This window comes from Phytobacter ursingii (assembly GCF_001022135.1).
In the GTDB taxonomy this organism is placed as follows: domain Bacteria; phylum Pseudomonadota; class Gammaproteobacteria; order Enterobacterales; family Enterobacteriaceae; genus Phytobacter; species Phytobacter ursingii.
This window is the reverse complement of record NZ_CP011602.1, coordinates 1,939,364-1,963,588: the sequence shown is the minus strand read 5'-3', so window position 1 is coordinate 1,963,588 and position 24,225 is coordinate 1,939,364. Positions and strand designations below refer to the sequence as shown.

Below are 24,225 nucleotides of genomic sequence, written 5' to 3'. Positions count from 1 at the left end.
TGGCGTTTGGTTGCCCGGATAAGGCGGTTTACTGCCGCATCCGGGACATCCGCGACTCATACCTTCGTTTCAATCCAGTTCATCATCAGATCCGGCCAGACAGCGGCGGGTAATCCCTGAGCATCGCGGATACCAAAGCCATGTGCGCCTTGTTCGAAAAGATGCATCTCCACCGGCACGCCAAGACGACGCAGCGCGGTAAACATCACCACGCTGTTTTCTACCTTTACAGCCGGGTCATCTACCGCATGAAGTAAAAAGGTCGGCGGTGTCTTGCTGTCCGCACGTTCTTCTAACGAGTAATGATGAATCTGTTGTTCCGCAGGCGTATCGCCAATGAGTTCATGGCGAGAACCAGGATGGTCAATCTCTTCCCGCATGGTGATCACCGGGTAAACCAGTGCCATAAAAGCCGGGCGGGCGCTCAGACCATCGATATCATCCCGCACCGGATAGACCTTTTCAGCGTAGCGTGTGCCCAGGCTGGCGGCAGCGTGGCCCCCGGCGGAAAACCCCATTACGCCCAGACGATCCGGGTCAAGCTGCCATTCACGCGCCCGTGCCCGCAGGGTTCGCATCGCGCGCTGAACATCGGCGAGCGGGGCGTTGGCGCCTTCGGTATGACCATCACCCGGCAGGCGATAGGTCATGACAAATAACGTGTAACCTCTTTCAGTGAAGAACGGCGCCAGCGCACTGCCTTCTTTATCGAGTACCACGCGGCGGTACGAGCCGCCAGGCGTTACCAGGATACCGACCCCATTGGGTTTTTGTGGCGCGTAAACGGTGATTTGTGGCGAACGAACGCCCGTCACAGAGCGGTCAAACGCGGAGGGGCCAGTATGTTTTTCTTCCAGTTGGAAGACCACCGGGCTGGCAATGGCGCCGGGCGCTTCTCCCTGGGGCCAGACGGGGAATGTCGTTGAACGGGCCACTGCATCGTGCATAAGGTCAACTAACTCTTGCGTACTGATGTGCTTCACGCCGTATCTCCACAAATTGAAACGGTGGTTTATATCATAGTCGCTGACAAGCAGTATGGGGAGGGGTTGAAAAAACAGGCAGCGGTTCGTTAAAAAATCACTCATAGCTGGCTAGCACTTCTATTTTGCCGTTCGCTTGACCTGCCGAGACCGTCGCCCCTTGGATACGAACATAACGTGCCGAGAGTGCGATAGTGCTATCAGCACCTACGGGAAGCGCCCGGTTACCTGGCAGTCTGCCGCTGTGGTCTGCCTGATAGAAATTACTGTTAAGTTCGCTGGCCTTCATGCGTGTATTGAAATTGACGGGCTTCGCCGGCGGTTCACTTTGAGTGGTACTATCACCCCAGGCCAACTGAATGCCATAACCTGTCGCTCTGCCAGGAATGGCATCAAGATCCATCGTACCGGGTACCGCCGCGATCGGGGGATTCAACGGGTTAATCTGAAGGGTCACGGGTTTATTTCGCACACCGGCATGGGACTGGTAACCGCCGGAAAGATCGTACGCGCCAGTAGCGAGACTATGCATCGCACCATAACCGTACCCCAGCGGACACTTAAGTTGAAAACTGGCATCTTTCCATGGGGAGCTTTGCCCGCCCGAGCCATCATGCGAACCCAGGTAGACAATTTTATTTTTTTCTTCGAGTTCGCAGGTGCCGAGCGTCAGACTGGCCGAGATAACCACCTGTCGTTTGAGAATAACGCAGGTTTTATCGGTATCCCCGGGCATTCTTTCACTGCCTGCTGGGCATTGGCTGATCGTATCGCCACCGTTAGCAGGGGTTATAAAAGCAACAAATGTCGGGCCGGTATACGTTATCGCCCCACCAGGATGGATAAAGTGAGGTGTTGACCATAGCCGCATATGAACGAGCATGGCGAAAGTCGAAAGATAGCCGGGTGTACTGGCGGGTATGTTGTGCATAAAAAGTGAGCCAGGCCAGACCTGAAATCGGGTTTTACTGACGGAAGTCGCCTCGTTAAAAGACATTCCCATTCCCTCAGCAGAGGTTGGATAAATATCGTTGATTTGACCCGAATAACTGTAATTCGTGATTAATGCTGTGCCTGCGTCCAGTAATGAATACCGCAGTTGAGTGGCTTTAGTGCAACCCGCTTTAACTCCATTACCGATTCTTGCCCCATCAACATTAAATATCAGCGTATATCCGTTTGCAGGAGAGCGGGGCATCGTCATATTTACATTTGGAATCGTATATGTTCCCCCCACGCTAACGCTTGCCCCGGTTAAATTACAATCTATTGCTGCGGCAAAAGTTTGACTTATCCATAATGTAAAAAATAAGGGGGCAGATAAAAATGAGTGCTGCATGATCGCATCCTTTCCTCCAGAGTGTGTTTTTGTAAATTACAAGGAATAGTTTCGTTCAGGAGGATATTAGATCTTCTATGGATGGCAACACGCGCTGACGAATCAGTCTGAACATGTGATTCTTTCAAAATCAATCAGTTGTCGGGATGTTTTATTCAAAATGCCAGAATTGATATACTGCGCAACGGCTATTATCTACGATACATCATTTCCCAATATAGAACCAACTCGTATATCTGTTCTCTCTGTTCAGTCACCTGAATAAAAATTTGTTTAGATTACGTTAGCGAGCATACACGAAGAAATGGGTGGCCGAGCCACCCATTGAATATTTACAGTTTGCGATATTTCTCAAGCACGCGAACCAGCTGAGTAACGAAGCCATATTCATTATCGTACCAGGAGACGGTTTTGACTAACTGCAGATCGCCAACCTCGGTGATTTCAGTTTGCGTGGCGTCAAACACCGAACCGAAATGGCTACCAATGACGTCAGAAGAGACAATTTCTTCGTCGGTATAGCCGAAAGACTCGTTATTTTCAGTGGCTTTTTTCAGCGCCTGATTCACTTCATCTGCCGTCACTTTTTTGCCGAGAACGGAGACGAGCTCAGTGACGGAACCGGTTTTCACCGGCACACGCTGGGCATGACCTTTCAACTTACCGCTCAGGTCGGGTATCACCAGACCAATCGCTTTGGCTGCTCCTGTCGTATGCGGAATAATGTTTTCCGCCGCGGCCCGTGAGGCGCGAAGATCCTTCCCGCGTGGCCCATCAACCAGGGCCTGTGTGCCCGTATAGGCATGGATAGTGGTCATCGTGCCGACCTTAATGCCAAAGCTGTCATGCAGCGCTTTTGCCATTGGGGCAAGGCAGTTGGTGGTACAGGAAGCGACCGAAATAATGGTGTCTTGCGGTGTAATCGTGTCGTCATTGACGTTAAACACGATGGTTTTCATCTCGCCGGCAGGGGCAGAGATCAACACTTTTTTCGCGCCGGCTTCCAGATGCGCCTGTGATTTTTCGCTGGAGGTATAGAAACCGGTACACTCCACGATGACCTCAGCACCAGCGCTACGCCATGGGATGTGTTTCGCCTCTTTTTCCGCATACACGGTGATTTTTTTACCGTCAACGATCAACGAATCTTCCGTGAAGTCCACGCTCCAGGGGAACGGGCCATAGTTTGAGTCGTGTTTTAACAGATAAGCCAGTACTTTTGGGGAGGTCAGGTCGTTGATAGCCACGACTTGCGCATCGCTGCCCACTTCGAGCAAACGGCGTAATACCAGACGACCAATACGCCCGAAACCATTAATGCCAATTTTACTCATCACTCTTCTCCATCGGGTTCAAAAAATTCACTTCACCAGGCATAGCCTGGGTTACAGACAACGGCAAATGACAGCTTCTCATCCAGGCGTAACCGATTGATAATTGATAAAGAAAAGTTAATGAATTTTTAAGAAAAGCTCGGTATGTTGGCTTTACTTCTGTTTCGTTTCAGGATTGTCATATGCGCAACAACTATTCCGGGTTTCAGATAGCTATCCACTGGCTGGTGTTTCTTCTGGTCATTGTGACGTATTGCGCCATGGAGTTTCGTGGTTTTGCGCCGCGCGACTGGCGTTCCTCTTTCAATATTGTCCATGTCTCCTGCGGTATCACCATTTTGATATTGATGGTTGCACGCCTGTTGATTCGTCTTAAGAGTCCGACCCCGCCCATCGTGCCGAAACCGTCACCCGCACTGACCGGCCTGGCGCATCTGGGCCACTTGATCATTTATCTGCTGTTTATCGCGCTGCCGATTCTGGGCGTGTTAATGATGTATAACCGCGGTGGTAACTGGATAGCCTTCGGTTTGCCGATGCCGCACGCGGCAGAAGCCAACTTTGATCTGGTGGATACGCTTAAGGAATATCATGAGACGTTGGCCATGCTTGGTTATTATGTCATCGCTCTGCATGCTTTGGCCGCGCTCGCACACCATTATTTCTTCAAAGACAATACGTTATTGCGCATGATGCCGAAGAAACGTGTATAAATATAAATGCGATAGCGGTGTTACCTTGCCGTTATTTTTAAGCCTCGCCTGGTGCGGGGCTTATTTTTTGCCTTAAAGAAATGTGATCGTCTTTGGTTTTTCACTGAGAAAGCAGGGCGGTTATCACATTTTGGGCGTTATCTGCTGTGCGAAATTCGAACTGTCAGTGTAGATAGTATATCTATTATAGAAACACTATCATACATGGAGGGGCTATGACACAGCCTGCACAGCAATCGCTCGAACGGACGGTTTTGTCGGAGGATGCCACTACGTCACGCAAATTACGTAAAGTTCTGCTGGCCACGGGCGTCGGCCATTTTGTTGAATGGTTCGATTTCGGTCTCTACGGAACACTTGCCGCCATCATCGGCTTACAATTTTTCCACGCCGAAAATCCGAGCGTGGCGCTCTTGTCATCGTTCGCAGTCTTTGGCGCAGGTTTTGTTATGCGCCCGCTCGGCGGCCTGTTTTTTGGTTCTCTTGGCGACCGGAAAGGGCGGCAAAAAGTCCTTGCCACTGTTATTCTTCTGACCTCTGGCGCGACCTTTGTGATGGGATTGCTGCCGACCTATCACCAGATTGGTATCACTGCCACCGTGTTGCTGGTGATTACCCGCCTCATTCAGGGATTTGCCGCCGGCGGTGAAAGCTCCGGTGCAACGACCTACCTGGCAGAATACGCGCCTGTTAATAAACGTGGTTATTTCACTTGCTGGATAGATAACTTCGGCTTTATGGCATTCGTGGCGGGTTCCGGGCTGGTATTTCTGTTGACGGCTTTTCTGGGCGAAAGTGCCATGAATGACTGGGGCTGGCGAATTCCATTCCTTATCGCCGGGCCATTAGGTTGGGTTGGGCTTTATTTGCGTACGCAACTGGAAGATTCCCCTGAGTTCCTGGAAGCGAAAAAACAGGGGCAAACAGACGCCACGCCGCTGCGTTCCGCGGTAACCCATGCCTGGGCGGCGCTTCTTTTCTGCGTGGGATTTGTGGTCATCAAAGCGGTGGGTCACTGGACGCTACAAACTTTTATGCCTGGTTATCTTTCAACGGAACTGCACTACTCGAAGCTGGACTCCTATGCCATCACCACAATCGGCCTGTTTTCGGTTGCGGTACTGGTGCCGTTTATGGGCTATTTATCCGATAAATATGGCCGCAAGCCGTTGATGCTGACCGGATGTGCCGGTTTCATATTGCTGAGTTATCCGGCAATGATGCTCATGGCTAACGGTGATTTTTTCTCAGCGGTACTCGCGATGATGATGCTCGGCGCGTTTATTGCCGCTTTTGACGGCGCCTGCAGCGCGGCGATGGCGGAGCTTTTTCCCACCAGCGTACGGTATGGCGGGTTGTCAATCGCCTATAATTTTGCTGTCGCATTCTTTGGCGGTATTACACCGTGGTTCTCTATCTGGCTGATAACCTTGACGGGGGATAAATTCTCTCCGGCGTATTACGTGATGGCCGCTGCGTTGATTACCTTCCTGACGGTCCTGCGTGCCCGCGAAACGGCCGGATTGCCTCTGAAGCGTTAATATCTCGCCCGGTAGCCTTTTCTGCCGGGCGATCGTCTCTTATATGGCGGGTGATTGAAAAGTGATCTTTTGATCGGTTTTGTCGATCAATGATATATTTTTATTTGATTAATCCTTTCAATGGCATAGACTCAATTCTGTTCTGCCCGTTAGGCCAACACCAGAAAAGGCAGAACATGTTGCCCTGGCAAGACCTGTGCGGTCTTTCAGCTCGCTCAAGGATGACGTACTCATTCTTGCCAGGGCGACACCCTTTATTTCCCGCCGTACTATTTTGCCGCGATCATGCTGTATTCATTTCGGTATATTATTGACTTAGCCTGAACACACCCGACGTTGATAACGCACCTGAAAGGAACACGTTATGCTGGAACTGAGACCCAACTGCGAATGCTGCAATACCGATCTTCCCCCTGATTCCGCTCAGGCGCTTATTTGCTCGTTTGAATGTACCTTTTGCAAGGATTGCGCACAGAAAATGGCGATGCGCTGCCCGAACTGCGGCGGCGAACTGGTCAGGCGACCACAAAGGCCGGCCGCAAAACTGGTGAACAACCCCGCATCAACAACACGCATTTTTAAACCGCAAGGGTGCGCTTAACTGCTTACGCCCCGGTAAGGTTCCGGGCGTAATAGTGTAAGGCTTTTTGATAACGTTTAATATTCTCTGTCGGCGGGTGCCGGGCAACCAGTTCCAGCATCACCGACATCGCCTTATCACTTTCGCCAAGATTATGCAGGCATAGGGCATAAAAGGGGATAATTTCCGTTGCCTCTGGCCAGGCCGCCCGTATTTCGGTAAAACGCGCTTTGGCTGAGGTGTATTTCCCGAGACACCGGTAAGTACAGGCGAGGCCAAATAACGCTTCAAACTTATCTTCTCCTTCAAGACCTGCCTCTAAAGCGGCTTGATAATATATTTCCGCTTTGTCTTCCGCGCCCTGGTTGTCCCAGGACCAGGCAATATTGAGTAGGGCGCGTGCTTTTAATTCCACATGACTAATAAGGTCTTCAAGTAATTCACGGCTTTTTTCATATTCGCCTGCTTTGCGCAAAGCAATGGCCGTCTGCAGATTCTTTTCCATAGGTTCTGTTTTCATATTTTCAACCAGATTGATGTCATTCCCGACAGTAAAATGAATAACAGTAAAGAGAAAGGATAATTTCCTGGAAACTGAGGGGGCATGGCAACTTGTCTTGCGATCGCGCTGATATGTGCTTTGGTTGAATAAAGCAATCGTCGTGAGGATAGATGAGGAAGTGAGAAATGGTGACTGATTTATTGCTACGCGTTGCGCTGGCGGGGTTACTTGGCGGGCTTATTGGCCTTGAACGTCAGTTGCGCGCAAAAGACGCCGGGTTAAGAACGCATGTCCTTGTCGGGATTGGCAGCGCGCTGTTTATGATTGTCTCCAAATATGGCTTTGAGGATATTTTGCAGGAGAACCATGTCGCCCTCGATCCCAGCAGGGTCGCGGCACAGGTGGTCAGTGGCGTGGGGTTTCTGGGTGCCGGAACCATCATTATTCAAAAACAGATCGTCAAGGGGCTCACTACAGCGGCAGGGATGTGGGTGACATCAGCCATTGGCTTGGTCATCGGCAGCGGAATGTACGCCATTGGCATCTATGGCGCCTTTATGACGCTCTTTGTGCTTGAGGTCTTCCGGCAGTTAAGTCACCATTTTTTGAGTAAGCATTATGGTGTGCAGATCAAACTAAAACCAGAAAGTGTGCCCATTGTTTTGGCGGCGTTACAGGAAAGGTCAGTTAAATTTGCCTTTCGTTCCCTGAAAAACAGCCAGGCGGGGGATAAAACCAGTGAATTATTTCTTGTTTTGACGCTACGCCCCGGTATGCCAATAAACGATATCGGCGCGGATTTATGCCGAATTGAGGGCGTGAAATCGCTGACGGTGAAATAAAAATCTGGAAGGCCTGGGGCAGAAAACCTTTGTGCGCCGGGAGAGGGCTCCTGGCGCACGATGAGGCTAAACCACGCGGAAGGTCCCAACTGTTTGCGTCAATGTTGACGCCTGTTCTTCCAGCGATGCTGCGGCAGCGGCGGCTTGTTCAACTAACGCGGCGTTTTGCTGCGTCACGTCGTCCATCTGGTTCACCGCCACCCTGATATGTTCAATACCGGTAGATTGTTCTCCGGACGCCGTTGAGATTTCAGTCATCAATGCAGCGACTTCATGAATGGAGGCCAGGATTTCATCCATCGTGGAGCCAGCCTGACCGACTAGCGTCGCGCCCTCCGATACTTTGGCGCTTGAGGCTTCAATTAACTCTTTTATCTCCTTTGCAGCGGTCGCGCTTCGCTGGGCCAGACCACGAACCTCACTGGCGACAACAGCAAAACCACGGCCTTGCTCTCCCGCTCTTGCCGCTTCAACAGCCGCGTTTAATGCCAGGATATTTGTCTGAAAGGCGATCCCTTCAATGGTGCTGATGATCTCGACGATGTGTTGCGAACTGTCGGAAATAGAGCCCATTGTAGTAATGACATTTTGCACGACCTTGCCGCCACGCTCCGCGACAGACGAGGCAGTGGCCGCAAGCGTACTGGCATTCTGTGCGTTAGATGAGTTTTGGCGTACCGTCACTGTCAATTGTTCCATGCTGGCCGAGGTCTCAATGAGCGACGCGGCCTGTTCCTCCGTGCGGCTCGATAAATTCGTGTTGCCGATTGCTACCTCTCTGGCTGCCTCGTCAATTGACGCTGCCGAATCCTGAATTTTTTCAACAAGGGAGCGTAACTGTATTTGCATGGCATCCAGCGCATTCAGCAGTTGTCCGGTTTCATCACGAGAATGCCCTTTAATGGAAGACGTTAAATCACCATGCGCAATTGCCTCTGCGGTTTTTACTGCAATCTGCAATGGTGTCGTAATAATGCGTGAGATAATAACGCATAATGCTACAGCAATAATCACACTCAGGATCGCGCCGAAAAGAAGAATAAATCGGGTTTGCGTCTCGGTCGATTTCACGGTGTCCTGCCTGACATGCAGTAATACACTTTCCGCATTAATCATCTCATCAATTATACCCCGCATACTGTCCATCTGACTTTTACCTGTATTCGCTTCGAAGCGGGCATTAAAGTCATCGGCACTCATCTTTTGATTCGATACATCACGGCGGTTATTAATAATTCTCTCAGCCACATCATGCAACCATAGCGAATACTGTTCTGAAAGGTGTTTAAGCCGGGCTTGTTGGGCGGGATTGTCGGCGGTAAATTCTTTAAGGGCGTCCCAGTGGGTAGAAAATGATTTCTGACCGCTATTATACGGCTCCAGCATCTCCTCCTTTCCGGTAAGCGCAAAACCGCGTAATCCGGTTTCCATATTCACCAGGCTTAGTGTCAATGCCCTGTTTTCATCAATCACTTGATAAGTATGTACGTTCCAGTTGTTTGCAGTTATAAGGGTCGAAAAATTATAATAAAATACGCCGCTTAGCACCATTAAAACCAAAATGATCAAACCAAAAGCCGATGTTAACTTCCTGCGGATGTTCATATTCTTAACCATATCGTCCTGCTCCAGCGTGAAACCCAAAAATATTGCGATTGTGAAAATGTGCAGTGAAACAATTATCGTCATAATGGTTCATTAATTTATATTGCCGAGAGAAATAAATACCTTGATTATTATAGGTTTCGATATATCAATAAGTTGGGATGAAAATGAGATTTTAAAATACGATAATTATGAATATTGCGGGGCGATATTATTTAGTGAGTCTACATTAAGAAATAGCATAGCTAAACTCGGTAGTTGGATATATCATTGTTAATTCTTGATGCATACATATGCTAATTTCACAAGATATATTTTGTCTGGATGGGATGCGTAAATATTTAGCGCAAAAATGTTTTCTAAAGATGACGCCATAAGTGGGCGTCAGATTAATTATCAGGTCAGAGGGAAGGGCGGCAGAATATACTTAACGGTGTCTCATAGATACGTGAGCGCTATCCCGGTGCCAGGTTTTTATGATTTCCACAACATATTAATTTTGCAGCAAGATTCGAAACCATGTACCATACCCCCATATAGTATATAAGGAGTGGTTATGCCGCATTCACCTGAAGATAAAAAACGTATTCTCACCCGGGTTCGTCGCATCCGTGGGCAGGTTGACGCACTGGAGCGCGCGTTGGAAAACGGCGATCCCTGCATTGCTATTCTGCAACAGATTGCTGCCGTACGTGGTGCGGCGAATGGTCTGATGGGGGAAATGGTGGAAATACACCTGAAAGATGAACTGGTCAGTGGCGAGACCACACCCGATCAGCGCGCTGCCCGCATGGCGGAAGTCGGTCATCTTTTGCGCTCTTATCTAAAATAAACATTTACGTACACCGAAAAAGGAAGAGTTTGATGAAATCACGTGCTGCTGTTGCGTTTGGGCCGGGTCAGCCGCTCAAAATTGTTGAGATTGATGTCGCACCGCCAAAAAAAGGCGAAGTCCTGGTTCGCATTACCCACACCGGCGTCTGCCATACTGACGCTTTTACCCTTTCAGGTGATGATCCGGAAGGCGTATTCCCGGCGGTACTCGGTCACGAAGGCGGTGGCATTGTTGTTGAAGTCGGCGAAGGGGTGACCAGCCTGAAACCCGGCGATCATGTTATTCCGTTGTACACCGCAGAATGTGGTGAGTGTAAGTTCTGTAAATCCGGTAAAACGAATCTTTGTCAGGCCGTTCGCGCCACTCAGGGCAAGGGCCTGATGCCAGATGGCACCACCCGTTTCTCCTATAATGGTGAGCCGATTTATCACTACATGGGGACCAGTACGTTTAGCGAATATACGGTGGTGGCTGAGATTTCCCTGGCGAAAGTCAATCCGCAGGCGCCACTGGAGAAAGTGTGCCTGCTGGGCTGCGGCGTGACCACCGGTATCGGTGCGGTGCACAACACGGCAAAAGTAAAAGAGGGGGACACCGTTGCGGTGTTCGGGCTCGGCGGTATTGGTCTGGCGGTCATTCAGGGCGCGGTTCAGGCCAAAGCCGGTCGTATTATTGCCGTCGATACCAACCCGGAGAAGTTCACCCTCGCGAAAGAGATGGGGGCAACGGATTTCGTGAATCCTAAAGATTACGAAAAACCGATTCAGGAGGTGATTGTTGAGCTGACTGATGGCGGTGTTGATTTCAGCTTTGAATGTATCGGCAATGTAGATGTCATGCGTGCGGCGCTTGAGTGCTGCCATAAAGGCTGGGGCGAAAGCGTCATTATCGGTGTCGCGGGCGCGGGCCAGGAGATCAAAACCCGTCCATTCCAGTTAGTGACAGGCCGCGTATGGCGTGGTTCTGCCTTCGGTGGCGTAAAAGGGCGCACGCAGTTACCGGGCATGGTGGAGGATGCAATGGCGGGTAAGATTCGTCTCGACCCGTTTATTACTCATCGGCTTCCGTTAGATCAGATCAACGAAGCCTTTGATCTCATGCATGAAGGCAAATCTATTCGTACTGTCATTCATTTCGGCGATAAATAAGTAAACTACTGGCCAGCGGTTAAGCCGCTGGCATTTTCAATGTCTAAATCTGTGACCCGCCTGACATTTTTCCCCTTAACATAAATCCCACAATTGCCGATACCTTTCTGACAGGCGTGTTTTACGCATCTTATACAAAAGAGAGTCGATAGCCATGGATAACACAGCAGCGATGCACAGACAGCAAGGCATTGGATTTATGCACAATATTCGATTGGTTCCCCTATTTTCCGCTATCCTGAGTGGCATATTGCTGTTATTTGCGTTGAGTTCCGGGTTAGCAGGGTATTTCTTGATGCAGGCTGACAGAGACCAGCAGGATGTGACGCAAGAAATCCAGGTTCGTATGGGGTTATCTAACAGTTCCAATAACTTACGTATAGCGCGTATCAGCCTGATCCATGCCGGGGCGGCCAGCCGCATTGCCGAAATGGATGATATGAGAAAGAACATTGCAGATGCGGAAAAACGTATCAAGCAGGCACAGGAGGGCTTTAATACCTATATGGCCCGTGCGGTTAAAACTCCGGAAGATTTAGCGCTCGATGGCGAACTGACCACCCGCTTTAACGCCTATTTCGACGGCATGCAGCCGATGCTGAAATATGCCAAAAACGGCATGTTTGAAGCCATCATCAACCACGAAAATGAGCAGGCGCGGGTTTTAGACAGCGCATTCAATGAATATCTGCTTAAAGCGATTCAGATTCGTAGCGATCGCGCAACTCGCCTGGGTGAACAAGCACACCAGCGCACCCAACTGGGGCTGATCTTTATGGCGGGCGCATTTGCCGTCGCGCTCTTCTTAACGGTCATTACCTTTACCGTATTGCGTCGTGTGGTGATCAATCCGCTGCAGCGTGCTGCCAGACGTATTGAACATATTGCGGGCGGAGACCTGACTGTACCTGAGGAAGTCACCGGTCGCAGTGAGATTGGCCGCCTGACCAACGATTTGCAATTGATGCAGCGTTCCCTGGTGAAAACCGTGACCACCGTGCGTGATGGCGCTGAGGAAATTTATCGCGGAACCAGCGAGATCTCTGCAGGAAATACCGATCTTTCTTCACGTACTGAGCAGCAGGCCGCAGCGATTGAGCAGACCGCAGCCAGTATGGAAGAGCTTACGGCGACCGTGAAACAGAATGCGGACAATGCGCATCATGCCAGCAACCTGGCGCGCGATGCCTCCGGTAAAGCGACCAAAGGCGGTGAGATTGTTGATGGTGTGGTACAGACCATGGGCAATATTACGTCCAGCTCGAAGAAAATTTCCGAAATTACCGCGGTGATTAACAGTATTGCCTTCCAGACAAACATTCTGGCGCTGAACGCCGCAGTTGAAGCTGCGCGCGCCGGTGAGCAAGGCCGTGGTTTTGCGGTGGTAGCCAGCGAAGTCCGTACCCTGGCGAGCCGCAGTGCGCAGGCAGCGAAAGAGATTGAAGCGTTAATCAGCGACTCAGTGAGTTTGATTGATAAAGGCTCCAGCGAAGTCGTGGCCGCCGGTGAAACCATGGATGAGATCGTGACGGCGGTAAAACGCGTTACCGATATCATGCTGGAAATTGCCGCCGCGTCGGATGAGCAGAGTAAAGGTATTACTCAGGTTAGCCAGGCTATCACCGAGATGGATAATGTCACCCAGCAGAACGCCTCCCTCGTGGAAGAAGCAACAGCAGCGGCAACCTCTCTGGAAGAGCAGGCCGCGCGTCTTACCGAAGCGGTTGGTGCGTTCCGCGTGCATGCCAGCGGTACAAGTCGTCCGGTGAAATCCTCATCAACCCCGCTGAAGCCCGTCGGTACTCAGCGTCCTGCTATGGCACATGGCAGCGAGAACTGGGAAACGTTCTGATGGTATAGGGCCATAAGGCCCGTCATAGAGGCCGTGGTGAACATCACCACGGCTTTTTTGTCTATAGAAAACCCCCAGCTAGGCTGGGGGTTCCGGAAAGCTTTCAGCTTTAAGCCAGTTATTAAAACCCCTTTTGATTTGTTAAAACACCTTGCGGTCTGGCAACTGCAAAAGTTCAACAAGAAATCAAAAGGGGGTCCCAATGGGGGACGAAAAGAGCTTAGCGCACACCCGATGGAACTGTAAATATCACATAGTTTTTGCGCCAAAATACCGAAGACAAGCGTTCTATGGAGAGAAACGTCTTGCGATAGGGAGCATTTTAAGAAAGCTGTGTGAGTGGAAAAATGTACGGATCCTGGAAGCTGAATGCTGCGCAGATCATATCCATATGCTTGTGGAAATCCCGCCCAAAATGAGCGTATCCGGCTTTATGGGATATCTGAAAGGGAAAAGCAGTCTGATGCTTTATGAGCAGTTTGGCGATCTGAAATTCAAATACAGGAACAGGGAGTTCTGGTGCCGGGGATACTACGTAGACACGGTAGGGAAGAACACGGCGAAGATACAAGAATACATAAAGCACCAGCTTGAAGAGGATAAAATGGGCGAGCAGTTGTCGATCCCTTATCCGGGTAGCCCGTTTACGGGCCGTAAGTAACGAAGTTTGATGCAAATGTCAGATCGTATGCGCCTGTTAGGGCGCGGCTGGTAACAGAGCCTTATAGGCGCATCCGAAAAACCTCCGGCTATGCCGGAGGATATTTATTGTCTATAGAAAACCCGCCATGGCGGCGGGTTTGTTGATAACGCGCCCCGGTTTACGGCTGATCCGGCAACGCATAAGCAATAATATAATCACCGCGATCCGGTGACTGACGGGCGCCACCCGCATTGATGACGATGTACTGTTTGCCCGTTTTCGGCGAAACATACGTCATCGGGCCAGACTGGCTTCCCACCGGCAGACGATCTTTCCATATCTCTTTACCCGTTGCCGTATCAAACGCGCGCAGGTAGAAATCCTGGGTACCGGCAAAAAACAGCAAACCAGACTGGGTGGATAGCGATGCGCCCAGTGTCGGCATACCGACCGGAATCGGCATATGCATGCGAATACCCAGCGGGCCGGTGTCCTGAACGGTGCCCACGGGAACCTGCCACACTATTTTCCCGGAAGTCAGGTCGATAGCAGACATGGTTCCGAACGGCGGTTTCTGACAAGGAATACCCAGCGGCGACAGGAAGCGTTCGCGCATTGCGCCAAACGGCGTGCCATCCATCGGGACGATACCCATCTCAATCCCACTGGCGTTTTTGGCGACGTTTTCACGTGGCACCATGTAGTTTGCCAGTCCCAGGCGCATATCGTTGACGAACATCAGGTTGTTGGTCGGGTCAACGGAAACGCTGCCCCAGTTCATGCCACCCAGCGAACCCGGGAACTGCAATGCGCGATCGAGGCCCGGTGGGGTGTAAACCCCCTGATGGCGCATGCCCTTAAAGGCGATACGGCACATCAGCAGATCGACAGGCGTCGCACCCCACATGTCAGACTCTTTCAGGGTTTCATTACCGATCATCGGCATGCCCACCGAGTACGGCTGGGTAGGGGAATAGTGTTCGCCTTTCACATTACCGGCTGGAACCGGGCGTTCCTCTACCTTCGCCACCGGCTTACCGGTTTCGCGGTTGAGCATGAAGATCATGCCCTGTTTGCTGGTCTGCACCAGCACCGGCGTGGTGCCGCCTTTGCCGTCAGGTAAGTCATACAACAGCGGCTGTGACGGTAAGTCGAAATCCCACAGGTCGTGGTGAGTGGTCTGGAAGTGCCAGCGTACGTCACCGGTTGTTGCGTCGACCGCCACAATGGATGAGCTGTACTTATCATCCAGCGCGGTACGTTCGCCCGCCCAGAAATCTGGCGTAGCGTTACCTGTCGGCAGATAGATCAGATTCAGTTTCGCGTCATAAGACATTGCCGACCAGACGTTCGGCGTACCGCGCGTGTAGGTTTGACCTTCTGGCGGCAGGCCTTTCCGATCCGGGTTGCCCGGATCCCACGCCCACGCCAGTTTGCCGGTGTGAACATCATAGGCACGGACAACGCCCGGTGGTTCGTCGGTGGAGAAGTTATCCGCCACACGGCCACCGACCACAACGATATTCCCCGCAACCAGCGGTGTGGACGTTTGCTGGTAGTAACCGGGTTTGATTTCACCCATGCCGACACTCAAATCAACGGTACCGTTATCACCGAAGTCTGCGCACGGTTGGCCGTTATCTGCATTGATTGCCACCAGACGTGCATCGGTAGTGGGCAGGAACAGGCGGCGTTCGCATGTTGCAGGTTGTGCCTGTACGGCAGGAGTGACAGCGGTATGCGGTTCTTCGTAATACCCTAAGCCACGGCAGCGCTGCCAGTTTGGTGCTGTCGCTTTCGCGTCATAACGCCATTTCTCTTTACCGGAATCGACGTCCAGCGCCAGTACTTTACTGTACGGGGTACAGACATACAGCGTGTCGCCAATCTGCAGCGGTGTGTTCTGATCTTCCGCGCCAGAGCCGTTGCTTTGCGGGATATCTCCGGTGTGTGCAACCCAGGCGACTTGCAGCTTATCGACATTTTGTTTGTTGATCTGGTCAAGCGCGGCAAAACGATCGCCGTGGATGGTATTGCCCCAGTGCTTCCAGTCGTGCTGTTCGCTGCCCGACTGAACCGCTTTGACGGTAATGGATTCGGTTGGGGCGATCACATTCCAGGTTTTAAACATCCCACCGACGCTGGCCAGAAGCACAACCGCGAGGATTGCCGCAACGCCGAACGCAGATTTGTTAACCGGTTTTACCGATTGTTGTGCGCGCATAAAAGGCCACAGCAGGGCAGCCAGAAATGCCAGAACGGCGAAGGTAAACAAGCGTGAGAACAGAGGCCAGAACGCCCATCCGGCATCGTAAATTGCCCAAATGATGGACGCGATAAAGCCCAGTGCATACAGAATGATGCCGCCAGGACGATTTCGTAGAATAAGTATCGCGGCAATCAGCATCACGATACCCATCGCGGTAAACCAGACGCTGCCGCCTAACGTGATGAGTTTGATGCCAGGAATGCCGATTGCCAGACCGATGACGAGCATCAGAATGGCGAGGAGCCAGCGCAGAAGGGTAACCAACCTGCGTGGGGTGCTACTGCCAGGTGCCATTTCCATCTCCTTAAGCACACCGATTATCCGATACGTAATGGTGAATATGTACCAAATGGATAACAGTATTAGAGGGTTATCGTTTTATTGCAGATGTAATCGGGGGTATCCGCATGAAAAACTCACTATTTATATGGTAAATGAACCATTTGGTGAATTTGCAAATATGATAAATCTGTTAAATTGCCTGGCGCAATTGTTAATAAATTAGATCGCATTATTTGAGAACTGGCCCGCGCATGGCGGGCCGCTTGATCAGGCGATACGCTGCGTATCGACATTTCGCGAGGGGGTAATCGTCACAGGAATGGATTTAGAGGTCGGTGTTCCGGTACCGTCACCGTAGCGGGTCAGGGGGACCAGCGGATTCGTTTCCGGATAATAGGCCGCAAGATTACCGCGCGGGATGGCATATGCAACGAGACGGAACCCTGTAACCTGACGCGTAATGCCGTCGGTCGCCAGGGTGGTGATATCGACGCGGTCGCCGTCGCTCAGCCCCAGTGCCAGAATATCGTCCGGATGCATAAACAGGACGTCGCGCTGCCCATAAACACCGCGATAGCGGTCATCCAGACCGTAAATCGTCGTGTTGTACTGATCGTGCGAACGTAATGTCTGTAACACAAATGGCGCGCTGATCTCCGGGCAGACGGCAGCTGGCAGCGGTGCGCTGCTGAACTCTGCTTTACCGGACGGCGTTGCAAAGGTGAGTGATGCCGCACAGTTTCCCAGCCAGAAACCACCGGGCTCTTCGCAGCGAGCATTAAAGTTGTTGAAGCCGGGAATAGTGGCGGCGATATGATCGCGAATCAGGTTGTAATCATCGGCTAAGGCCAGCCAGTCCAGCTTGCTGTTTCCCAGTACCGCGTGGGCGATACCGGCGACGATCGCGGTTTCCGATTTTTGCGTTTCTGCCAGCGGCTTACCGATACCTTCTGAGGCATGAACCATGCTAAATGAGTCTTCGACGGTTACGAACTGACGACCTGTCGCCTGCATGTCCTCTTCGGTACGTCCCAGGGTCGGTAAAATGAGCGACTGCGCACCCGGCATCAAATGGGTACGGTTGAGTTTGGTACTGATATGCACGGTCAAACCGCAACGTTTCAAAGCCTCGCGGGTCAGTGTGGTGTCCGGCGCGGCGGCGGCAAGATTACCGCCAAGCGTAATGAGGACTTTCACTCCATCACGCAACATAGCCTGAATGGCGGCCACGGTATGATGTCCTGGGGCGCGCGGTGGTTCGAAACCAAAATGACGTGCCAGGCTGTCGAGCAGGGCGGCAGGAGGTTTTTCATCAATCCCCATTGTCCGATTACCCTGCACATTACTGTGTCCGCGCACCGGGCACAGCCCCGCGCCCGGTTTGCCCAGATGACCGCCGAGCAACTGCAAATTGACGATTTCACGTACCGTATCCAGCGAATGTTTATGCTGGGTAATGCCCATAGCCCAGGTACATATGACCCGCCTGGCGCTCTGCCAGACGGCGGCGGCGTCACGCAATTGCTGCTCGCTCAAACCGGATTGCGCTTCAATGGACTGCCAGGACGTAGCATCGATTTGCGCAAACCAGGCCTCGATACCCGTGGTGTGTTGAGCGATAAACGCATCATCGAAGATACCGGCTTCCCCGTTCGCCAGGCGCTGGCGATGCGTTTCCAGCAACGCTTTCGCCATCCCACGCACGGCGGCCATATCCCCCCCCAGATTCGGCTGGTAATAGGCCGAACTGATTGCGCCTGCCCTGGAGGTGACGACCTCCAGCGGTTTTTGCGGGTCGGCAAAACGTTCCAGCCCCCGTTCGCGCAGCGTATTAAAGGTAACGATCCGCGCGCCGCGATCGGCAGCGTGGCGCAGGCTGTGGAGCATACGCGGATGGTTAGTGCCTGGGTTCTGCCCAAAGACGAAAATCGCATCGGCCTGTTCAAAATCGGTGAGATGAATAGTGCCTTTACCGATGCCGATACTGCGTTTCAGCCCTGCGCCGCTGGCCTCATGGCACATGTTTGAACAATCGGGGAAGTTGTTAGTGCCGACCATGCGACCAAACAGCTGGTAAAGATACGACGCTTCATTACTCGCGCGCCCCGAGGTGTAAAGTTCCATCTGGTTCGGGTGATCCATTTCGCGAATATGGCGTCCAATCAGGGCAAATGCATCATCCCAGCTCACGGGTTCGTAGCGATCGGTGTGCGGGTTATAGCGCAACGGTTCCGTGAGTCGGCCCTGATACTCCAGAAAATAGTCGCTCTGACGGTTGAGGGCGCTTACGCTGTGTTGCGCAAAAAAGCTGGCGTCAATCTGGCGGCGTGTTGCCTCCCAGGTCACCGCTTTCGCGCCGTTTTCGCAGAAACTAAAGGTGCTTTTGTTGTCATCGCCCCAGGCACAACCGGGGCAGTCAAAGCCGCGGGCTTTATTCATACGCAGCAGGTTGCGCAAGTTTTTAAGGGCATTTTTGCTGTCGAAAACGAAGCGGGTGGTTGCTTCAAGAGAACCTAATCCACCGGCAGCGGCGCGATAAGGTTTTATGGCAGTTTTGAATTTCATGTGTTCTTCCGGACAGCGGATTGCTCTTGCGCAAACACTACGCTGCGTAACAGCAATCCTTAATCAACAACTATCTTTTATCACACAATTAACAATAAGTTTACCATTTGCGCAACGGTTCGTGTCTGGTGCGCGTACAGATTAATCTGGCACGGTTTTACGAATAGCAGCGATCAGCGTTTGCACGCCGATGGAGAGGGGGGCATCCACGCGAGTGAGAATGCCGATAGGATCGCCCATACCCGGCGGTACGATGGGTAGCGCGGTGAGTGAACCTTCGCGCAAATCGTTCTTGACTGCGCCGGAAGGAACAAACCAGACGTAATCAAAATTCACGGTCAATTGTCGTGATAACGACGCAGAGAGTGTTTCAATGCAGCCGGTCGGAAGCTTGCAGCCCTGACTTTGTAGCAAATCCTCCGTATTCTGGCGTGGCACTGTACCGGTTGGCAGTACGACGACAGGCCATTCCAGCACTCGGCTCAGCGTAATCGTGGTTTGTAGCAGCGGATGGTTGGGGCGCACCACCAGTTTGAGTGACTCAAGAAATAACATCTCATAGGTCAATCCGCTCATCAGTTCCGGATCTGACATACGGCCGATGCCGACGTCCAACTCACCGGATTTCAGCCCGGCCAACAACATAGGATTATTGGTGGTCGCCACCTGAATGGTGATATCAGGCTGCTGCTTATGTACCTGACCAATCACCGACGGCAGAATGCCCAGCGCCGCAGTGGGTAATGCGCCAACACGGATCACGGCATTGTTTTGTTCAGGTTTGTAGTTGAGCGACTGGCCTGCGGTATTGAGCGCATCAAGTACGCGCACAGCATGGGTTAAAAACTGCTCACCCACCAGGGTGAGTTGCGCTCCCAGTCGGCCACGCTCAAACAGACGCGTTCCGGTGAGTTGCTCCAGCTCATTCAGCGTCTTGGACAACGCGGGTTGACTAAGGTTAAGGGTCTCTGCCGCACGCCCCAGGGTTCCCTGCTGAGCGACGGCGACGAATGTATGCAGATGGCGCAAGCGTATGCGCTGGGAGAACAAACCGTTTTTTTCCATAAGATGATGTAAAAACGAAGCGATGTCCGTGGCAAGTAAAGTTGCTTAATTATGTTAACTTGGTAGCAAAACATTCTTAACATTTAATCTCGTTGAGTTACAAACAAATTTTCCCGGCAGTGTGATGTCAACCGCATGTCTGTGGGGGGTTAAGCATAATTTTTGGTTATGTAAATAGCCGGAAATACGGCATTTTTGGTTTTCTGCCGCGATCACACTTCGTAAATTCTCTCCCACAGGCGCGCGACGGCTTCTCTACACTCCAGGTAATACATACTGGAGGCATGACAACATGGCGAACACCATCACGGCTGATGACATTCGGGAACAATTTTCGCAGGCAATGTCAACGATGTACCAGCAGGAAGTTCCGCAGTACGGCACCTTGCTGGAGCTGGTTGCGGACGTCAATCTGGCAGTACTGGAGAATAACCCCCGGTTGCATGAAAAACTGGTTAACGCAGATGAACTGGCGCGCCTGAACGTCGAGCGCCATGGGGCAATTCGCGTTGGACGCCCGGAGGAACTGGCGACGTTACGACGAATGTTCGCCATTATGGGCATGTTTCCTGTGAGCTATTACGATCTGTCTCAGGCGGGGGTTCCTGTACACTCCACTGCCTTTCGCCCCATTGATGATGCGGCGCTGGCACGTAATCCGTTTCGCATTTTTACCTCGTTATTGCGCCTCGAACTGATTGAGGATGCGCAACTGCGCGACCAGGCCGCCGCGATTTTACAGCGCAGGGATATTTTCACTCCACGTTGCCATGAACTCATTGCCTTACATGAACAAACCGGAGCGTTCACTGCTGTCCAGGCGAGTGAATTTGTGAAAGAGGCGCTGGAGACCTTTCGCTGGCATCGTCATGCCACCGTGGATGCCCTGACATACCATGCGCTCCATACTGAGCACCGCCTGATTGCCGATGTGGTCTGCTTCCCCGGCTGCCATATCAACCATCTGACGCCGCGCACGCTGGATATTGACCAGGTTCAGGCGTTGATGCCGAAATATGGAATAGAACCCAAAATCCTGATTGAAGGGCCGCCGCGCCGCGATGTGCCAATCCTATTGCGCCAGACCAGCTTCAAAGCACTGGATGAACCGGTATTGTTCGCAGGCGAGCAGGAGGGGACGCATACTGCGCGTTTTGGTGAGATAGAACAGCGCGGCGTGGCGCTGACGCCAAAAGGCAGGGCACTTTACGACCGGTTACTTAATGAAGCCGGCACCGGGAAAGACAATTTGACGCATCAGTTACATTTACAGGAGATATTTCAATCTTTCCCTGACAGCGAAATGCTGTTGCGACGCCAGCAACTGGCCTACTTCCGCTATCGCCTGACGCCCTCTGGCGAGGCTCACCGTAAGGCGATTCGTCCGGGTGACGATCCGCAACCGCTTATCGAGCGCGGTTGGGTAGTTGCGCAACCCATCATCTACGAAGATTTTTTGCCCGTCAGTGCGGCCGGGATCTTTCAGTCAAACCTTGGCAACGAAACGCAACAGCGTAGCCACGGTAACGCCAGCAAGCGGCGTTTTGAAGAGGCGCTCGGCTGTGAAGTGCTTGATGAGTTCACCCTCTATGAGCAAGCAGAAGAGCGCAGCAAACGACGTTGCGGTCTGTTGTAAAAAAGGTACTCTGCTACGGGTGTGCATAAACAGGATGTTGTCATGGAAAATCCCTCCGCGCCGTTAGCAGAAACCCGCCACGGCACGTTGATTGGTGTGACCGACGAGGATTGTCTCGTCTGGCGTGGTATTCCCTATGCGGCGCCTCCCGTCGGGCCGCTGCGCTGGCGCGCGCCGCAACCGTCAGAACCCTGGGAAGGTGTCCGCGTGGCGGATACTTTTTCGGCTTCCAGCTGGCAGAACGGTGAAATCTGCACGCAAATTGCCGGCGGCGATCCGGGTAAATTGTCCGAAGATTGTCTGTATCTCAATGTGTGGGCTCCGGCGGCGCGCAGTGCGCCACTTCCGGTGATGGTCTGGCTGCACGGTGGCGGTTTTACCATGGGGGCGGGCGATTTGCCGCCCTATGATGGCAAAGCTCTCGCCCGACGCGGTGTGGTGCTGGTCACCCTCAATTATCGGCTGGGGCATCTGGGATTTTTCGCCCATCCGGCATTGCAAGAAGAAGAGGGCGAAACCGTCTGTAACTTCGGCCTGCTCGATCAAATTGCCGCGCTGCGCTGGGTTAAAGAGAATATCCATGCCTTCGGTGGCGATGCGCGTAATATCACGCTGTTTGGCGAATCCGCCGGGGGACGAAGTGTGATGTCGCTGATGGCCTCGCCGAAGGCAAAGGGGCTCTTTCACAAAGCCATTATTCAAAGCAGCTACACCTTGCCGGATACGCCGCTTGAGCGCGCGCTGGAAAAAGGGATCGCCGTTGCAGAGCATCTCGGCGCACCCAATGCCACGGCAGAGATATTGCGCGCGATCCCGGCCGAGGCATTCTGGCCGCTCCCTTCACCGCTTAAGATCGCTCCCGCGCCAATTGCCGGAGACGGCGTCCTGCCTGTGCCGGCACTGGAGGTTTTTTTCAGCGCTTTGCAACATCCGATGCCGGTTATCGTCGGTTCCAACAGTGATGAAGCCAGTGTGATGGCCGAGTTTGGCGTCGACCTCGCCGGGCAAATTGATAAGTTACGTCGTGAGCAACGTTTTGGCCTCGGGATTATTAAGCTGCTTTACCCCGGGGTAAAAGGGGATACGGAACTGGGGCGCCAGGTTTGCAGGGATATGGCGTTTACCTCTCTCGGACTGGTGATAATGCAGGCGCAACAGCGCATCGGGCAACCATGCTGGCGCTACTGGTTTGATTACGTGGCAGAAGCCGAGCACGACACCTACATCAATGGCGCGTGGCACGGAAACGAAGTGCCCTATGTATTTGATAATCTGATGCTGACTGAGCCTGCGTGCCATTACGTCAATGATCGAGATCTGGCATTTGCAGCAAAGGTTGCCGATTACTGGGTTAACTTTGCCCGCGAAGCCAGCGTCACTTGCGATGTGCTTCATGGCCCTGTTCGCTGGCAGGCTTGCCGAAAAGGGCGCGACAGGCTGCTACGCATGGGACTGAATAAACATGCGGGATTTCGCATGGCAAATCGGTTTATGCGGGCACGCCTGACACTGTTTAAACGGGTCATGCGGCATCACGTCAAACTTGATTAATTATCCAGCAAGCTCGCGCGAAATGCCGCCAGCCCGGCGGCATTATTCTGTGAATCTCTCAGAACCAGACGATAGCTCGCCCCTGTCTTAACGCTCTGCCCATAAGGACGCATAAGGCGACCGGCGCGGATATCCTCTGCGACCAGCGTTTCATCAGCAATGGCCACGCCAAGCCCCTGAATGGCCGCCGTGATCGCCAGATCCATGGTGTCGAAGTGTTGATTTTTTTTCATAACCCACGTTGTGCTGTCCTGTTTCGCCAGCCACAGCGACCAGTCTGTTTTATCTCTGGTCGGATGCAGAAACGTCAAATGACTGAGCGTGTCATCGGCCGTCAATTGGGGACTCATGACCGGCGTAAGCGCTTCATCAAACAACAGATCGCCCGCGCTAAAATGGGTACCAAAAACGATTGCCGCATCGTACGGCTCAGTTTTGAAGTTAACGCCATGGTCAGTGGTGGTCGTCAATGCCACCTGCAAGTCAGGGCTGGTTTGCTCAAGCTGAATAAGACGCGGAACCAGCCAGCGCATCGCACAGGTAGGCGCTTTCAGTCGTACGACCGTTTGTTGTGCCCGCGCCTGCGCGGCAAGGGTTTGCAGATGCTCAAACGCTGAACGTAATTCCGGTAGCAGGGCACTGCCCTGAGGCGATAACCGCAAACCCCTGGCATGACGCTCAAACAGCGGGAAACCAAACCATGTTTCCAGTGAAGCAATCTTGCGGCTTACCGCCCCCTGCGTCAGACATAACTCTTTTGCGGCATGGGTAAGATTTAAATGGCGGGCCGTAACCAGAAAAGCGTCAATGGCATTCAGCGGCAAGGTACGGTTTGGCATGGTGACTCCAGCTATGCAATTTATTCATGGCTATTATGACAACAAATCGATTGTGGACTCAACGCGCTTTTATTTGAATGGTTATGCACTTTTAATGAGAA

General features: G+C 52.3%; 20 protein-coding genes. 11 read left to right on the top strand and 9 right to left on the bottom strand.

The window, feature by feature from the left end; translation table 11 throughout:
- Positions 1-56: 56 nt before the first annotated feature.
- The 3 genes from AB182_RS12755 to gap all read right to left on the bottom strand — a co-directional run bounded on the left by AB182_RS12755 (position 57) and on the right by gap (position 3,656).
- Entirely contained in the window at positions 57-947 is an 891-nt protein-coding gene (locus AB182_RS12755) for an alpha/beta hydrolase (RefSeq protein WP_380081270.1), read from the bottom strand.
- A 133-nt stretch (positions 948-1,080) separates the two neighbouring features.
- Complete coding sequence (locus tag AB182_RS32320; RefSeq protein ID WP_139153699.1) at positions 1,081-2,322, bottom strand: fimbrial protein; 1,242 nt, start codon at positions 2,320-2,322, stop codon at positions 1,081-1,083.
- A gap of 332 nt (positions 2,323-2,654) precedes the next feature.
- On the bottom strand, positions 2,655-3,656 hold the full coding sequence (gene gap, locus AB182_RS12745; protein WP_047370430.1) for a type I glyceraldehyde-3-phosphate dehydrogenase: 1,002 nt from the start codon (positions 3,654-3,656) through the stop codon (positions 2,655-2,657).
- 182 nt (positions 3,657-3,838) lie between these two features.
- Here gap and cybB point away from each other — a divergent pair, with 182 nt between their 5' ends.
- From cybB to AB182_RS30515, 3 genes are all read left to right on the top strand, one after another.
- Entirely contained in the window at positions 3,839-4,369 is a 531-nt protein-coding gene (cybB, locus tag AB182_RS12740; protein WP_047370429.1) for a cytochrome b561, read from the top strand.
- A 215-nt stretch (positions 4,370-4,584) separates the two neighbouring features.
- Entirely contained in the window at positions 4,585-5,910 is a 1,326-nt protein-coding gene (locus AB182_RS12735) for an MFS transporter (protein WP_047370428.1), read from the top strand.
- A 364-nt stretch (positions 5,911-6,274) separates the two neighbouring features.
- On the top strand, positions 6,275-6,511 hold the full coding sequence (locus AB182_RS30515) for a DUF1272 domain-containing protein (protein ID WP_071845876.1): 237 nt from the start codon (positions 6,275-6,277) through the stop codon (positions 6,509-6,511).
- A 4-nt stretch (positions 6,512-6,515) separates the two neighbouring features.
- Here AB182_RS30515 and AB182_RS12730 read toward each other — a convergent pair whose 3' ends face one another.
- The gene (locus AB182_RS12730; protein ID WP_223883595.1) at positions 6,516-7,010 is read right to left on the bottom strand and encodes a tetratricopeptide repeat protein; all 495 of its coding nucleotides are present in this window, start codon (positions 7,008-7,010) and stop codon (positions 6,516-6,518) included.
- Positions 7,011-7,177: 167 nt separating this feature from the next.
- Between AB182_RS12730 and AB182_RS12725 the strand changes: the two genes are divergently transcribed.
- Positions 7,178-7,834, top strand: a complete 657-nt coding sequence (locus AB182_RS12725; RefSeq protein ID WP_047370427.1) for an MgtC/SapB family protein — start codon at positions 7,178-7,180, stop codon at positions 7,832-7,834.
- Between the two features lie 66 nt (positions 7,835-7,900).
- On the opposite strand, the gene AB182_RS33290 is transcribed toward AB182_RS12725, so the two are convergent.
- Positions 7,901-9,523, bottom strand: a complete 1,623-nt coding sequence (locus AB182_RS33290) for a methyl-accepting chemotaxis protein (RefSeq protein ID WP_052958827.1) — start codon at positions 9,521-9,523, stop codon at positions 7,901-7,903.
- 472 nt (positions 9,524-9,995) lie between these two features.
- Between AB182_RS33290 and AB182_RS12715 the strand changes: the two genes are divergently transcribed.
- From AB182_RS12715 to tnpA, 5 genes are all read left to right on the top strand, one after another.
- Positions 9,996-10,271 carry a metal/formaldehyde-sensitive transcriptional repressor gene (locus AB182_RS12715; protein WP_047370426.1) on the top strand — a complete coding sequence of 92 codons (276 nt, stop codon included), beginning with the start codon at positions 9,996-9,998 and terminating at the stop codon, positions 10,269-10,271.
- Positions 10,272-10,303: 32 nt separating this feature from the next.
- Positions 10,304-11,422: an S-(hydroxymethyl)glutathione dehydrogenase/class III alcohol dehydrogenase gene (locus tag AB182_RS12710; RefSeq protein ID WP_047370425.1), complete on the top strand. Its 1,119-nt coding sequence runs from the start codon at positions 10,304-10,306 to the stop codon at positions 11,420-11,422.
- Positions 11,423-11,576: 154 nt separating this feature from the next.
- On the top strand, positions 11,577-13,274 hold the full coding sequence (locus AB182_RS12705; protein ID WP_047370424.1) for a methyl-accepting chemotaxis protein: 1,698 nt from the start codon (positions 11,577-11,579) through the stop codon (positions 13,272-13,274).
- 36 nt (positions 13,275-13,310) lie between these two features.
- Complete coding sequence (locus tag AB182_RS32585; RefSeq protein ID WP_167337863.1) at positions 13,311-13,520, top strand: hypothetical protein; 210 nt, start codon at positions 13,311-13,313, stop codon at positions 13,518-13,520.
- Positions 13,477-13,935: an IS200/IS605 family transposase gene (tnpA, locus tag AB182_RS12700; protein ID WP_038918153.1), complete on the top strand. Its 459-nt coding sequence runs from the start codon at positions 13,477-13,479 to the stop codon at positions 13,933-13,935. Before AB182_RS32585 ends, tnpA begins: the two co-directional genes overlap by 44 nt.
- Before the next feature lie 160 nt (positions 13,936-14,095).
- Here tnpA and AB182_RS12695 read toward each other — a convergent pair whose 3' ends face one another.
- The 3 genes from AB182_RS12695 to AB182_RS12685 form a co-directional block, all read right to left on the bottom strand.
- Entirely contained in the window at positions 14,096-16,480 is a 2,385-nt protein-coding gene (locus tag AB182_RS12695) for a glucose/quinate/shikimate family membrane-bound PQQ-dependent dehydrogenase (protein ID WP_047370423.1), read from the bottom strand.
- Between the two features lie 255 nt (positions 16,481-16,735).
- Positions 16,736-19,033 carry an FdhF/YdeP family oxidoreductase gene (locus AB182_RS12690; RefSeq protein ID WP_047370422.1) on the bottom strand — a complete coding sequence of 766 codons (2,298 nt, stop codon included), beginning with the start codon at positions 19,031-19,033 and terminating at the stop codon, positions 16,736-16,738.
- A 141-nt stretch (positions 19,034-19,174) separates the two neighbouring features.
- Positions 19,175-20,098, bottom strand: a complete 924-nt coding sequence (locus AB182_RS12685; RefSeq protein WP_047370421.1) for a LysR substrate-binding domain-containing protein — start codon at positions 20,096-20,098, stop codon at positions 19,175-19,177.
- A gap of 292 nt (positions 20,099-20,390) precedes the next feature.
- Between AB182_RS12685 and hglS the strand changes: the two genes are divergently transcribed.
- Both hglS and AB182_RS12675 read left to right on the top strand, forming a co-directional pair.
- Positions 20,391-21,734, top strand: a complete 1,344-nt coding sequence (hglS, locus tag AB182_RS12680; protein ID WP_047370420.1) for a 2-oxoadipate dioxygenase/decarboxylase HglS — start codon at positions 20,391-20,393, stop codon at positions 21,732-21,734.
- A gap of 42 nt (positions 21,735-21,776) precedes the next feature.
- Positions 21,777-23,285: a carboxylesterase/lipase family protein gene (locus AB182_RS12675; RefSeq protein WP_047370419.1), complete on the top strand. Its 1,509-nt coding sequence runs from the start codon at positions 21,777-21,779 to the stop codon at positions 23,283-23,285.
- Here the strand turns inward: AB182_RS12675 and AB182_RS12670 are convergent.
- Entirely contained in the window at positions 23,282-24,124 is an 843-nt protein-coding gene (locus AB182_RS12670; protein WP_047370418.1) for a LysR family transcriptional regulator, read from the bottom strand. The two genes, AB182_RS12675 and AB182_RS12670, sit on opposite strands and share 4 nt — an antisense overlap.
- Between the last annotated feature and the right edge of the window lie 101 nt (positions 24,125-24,225).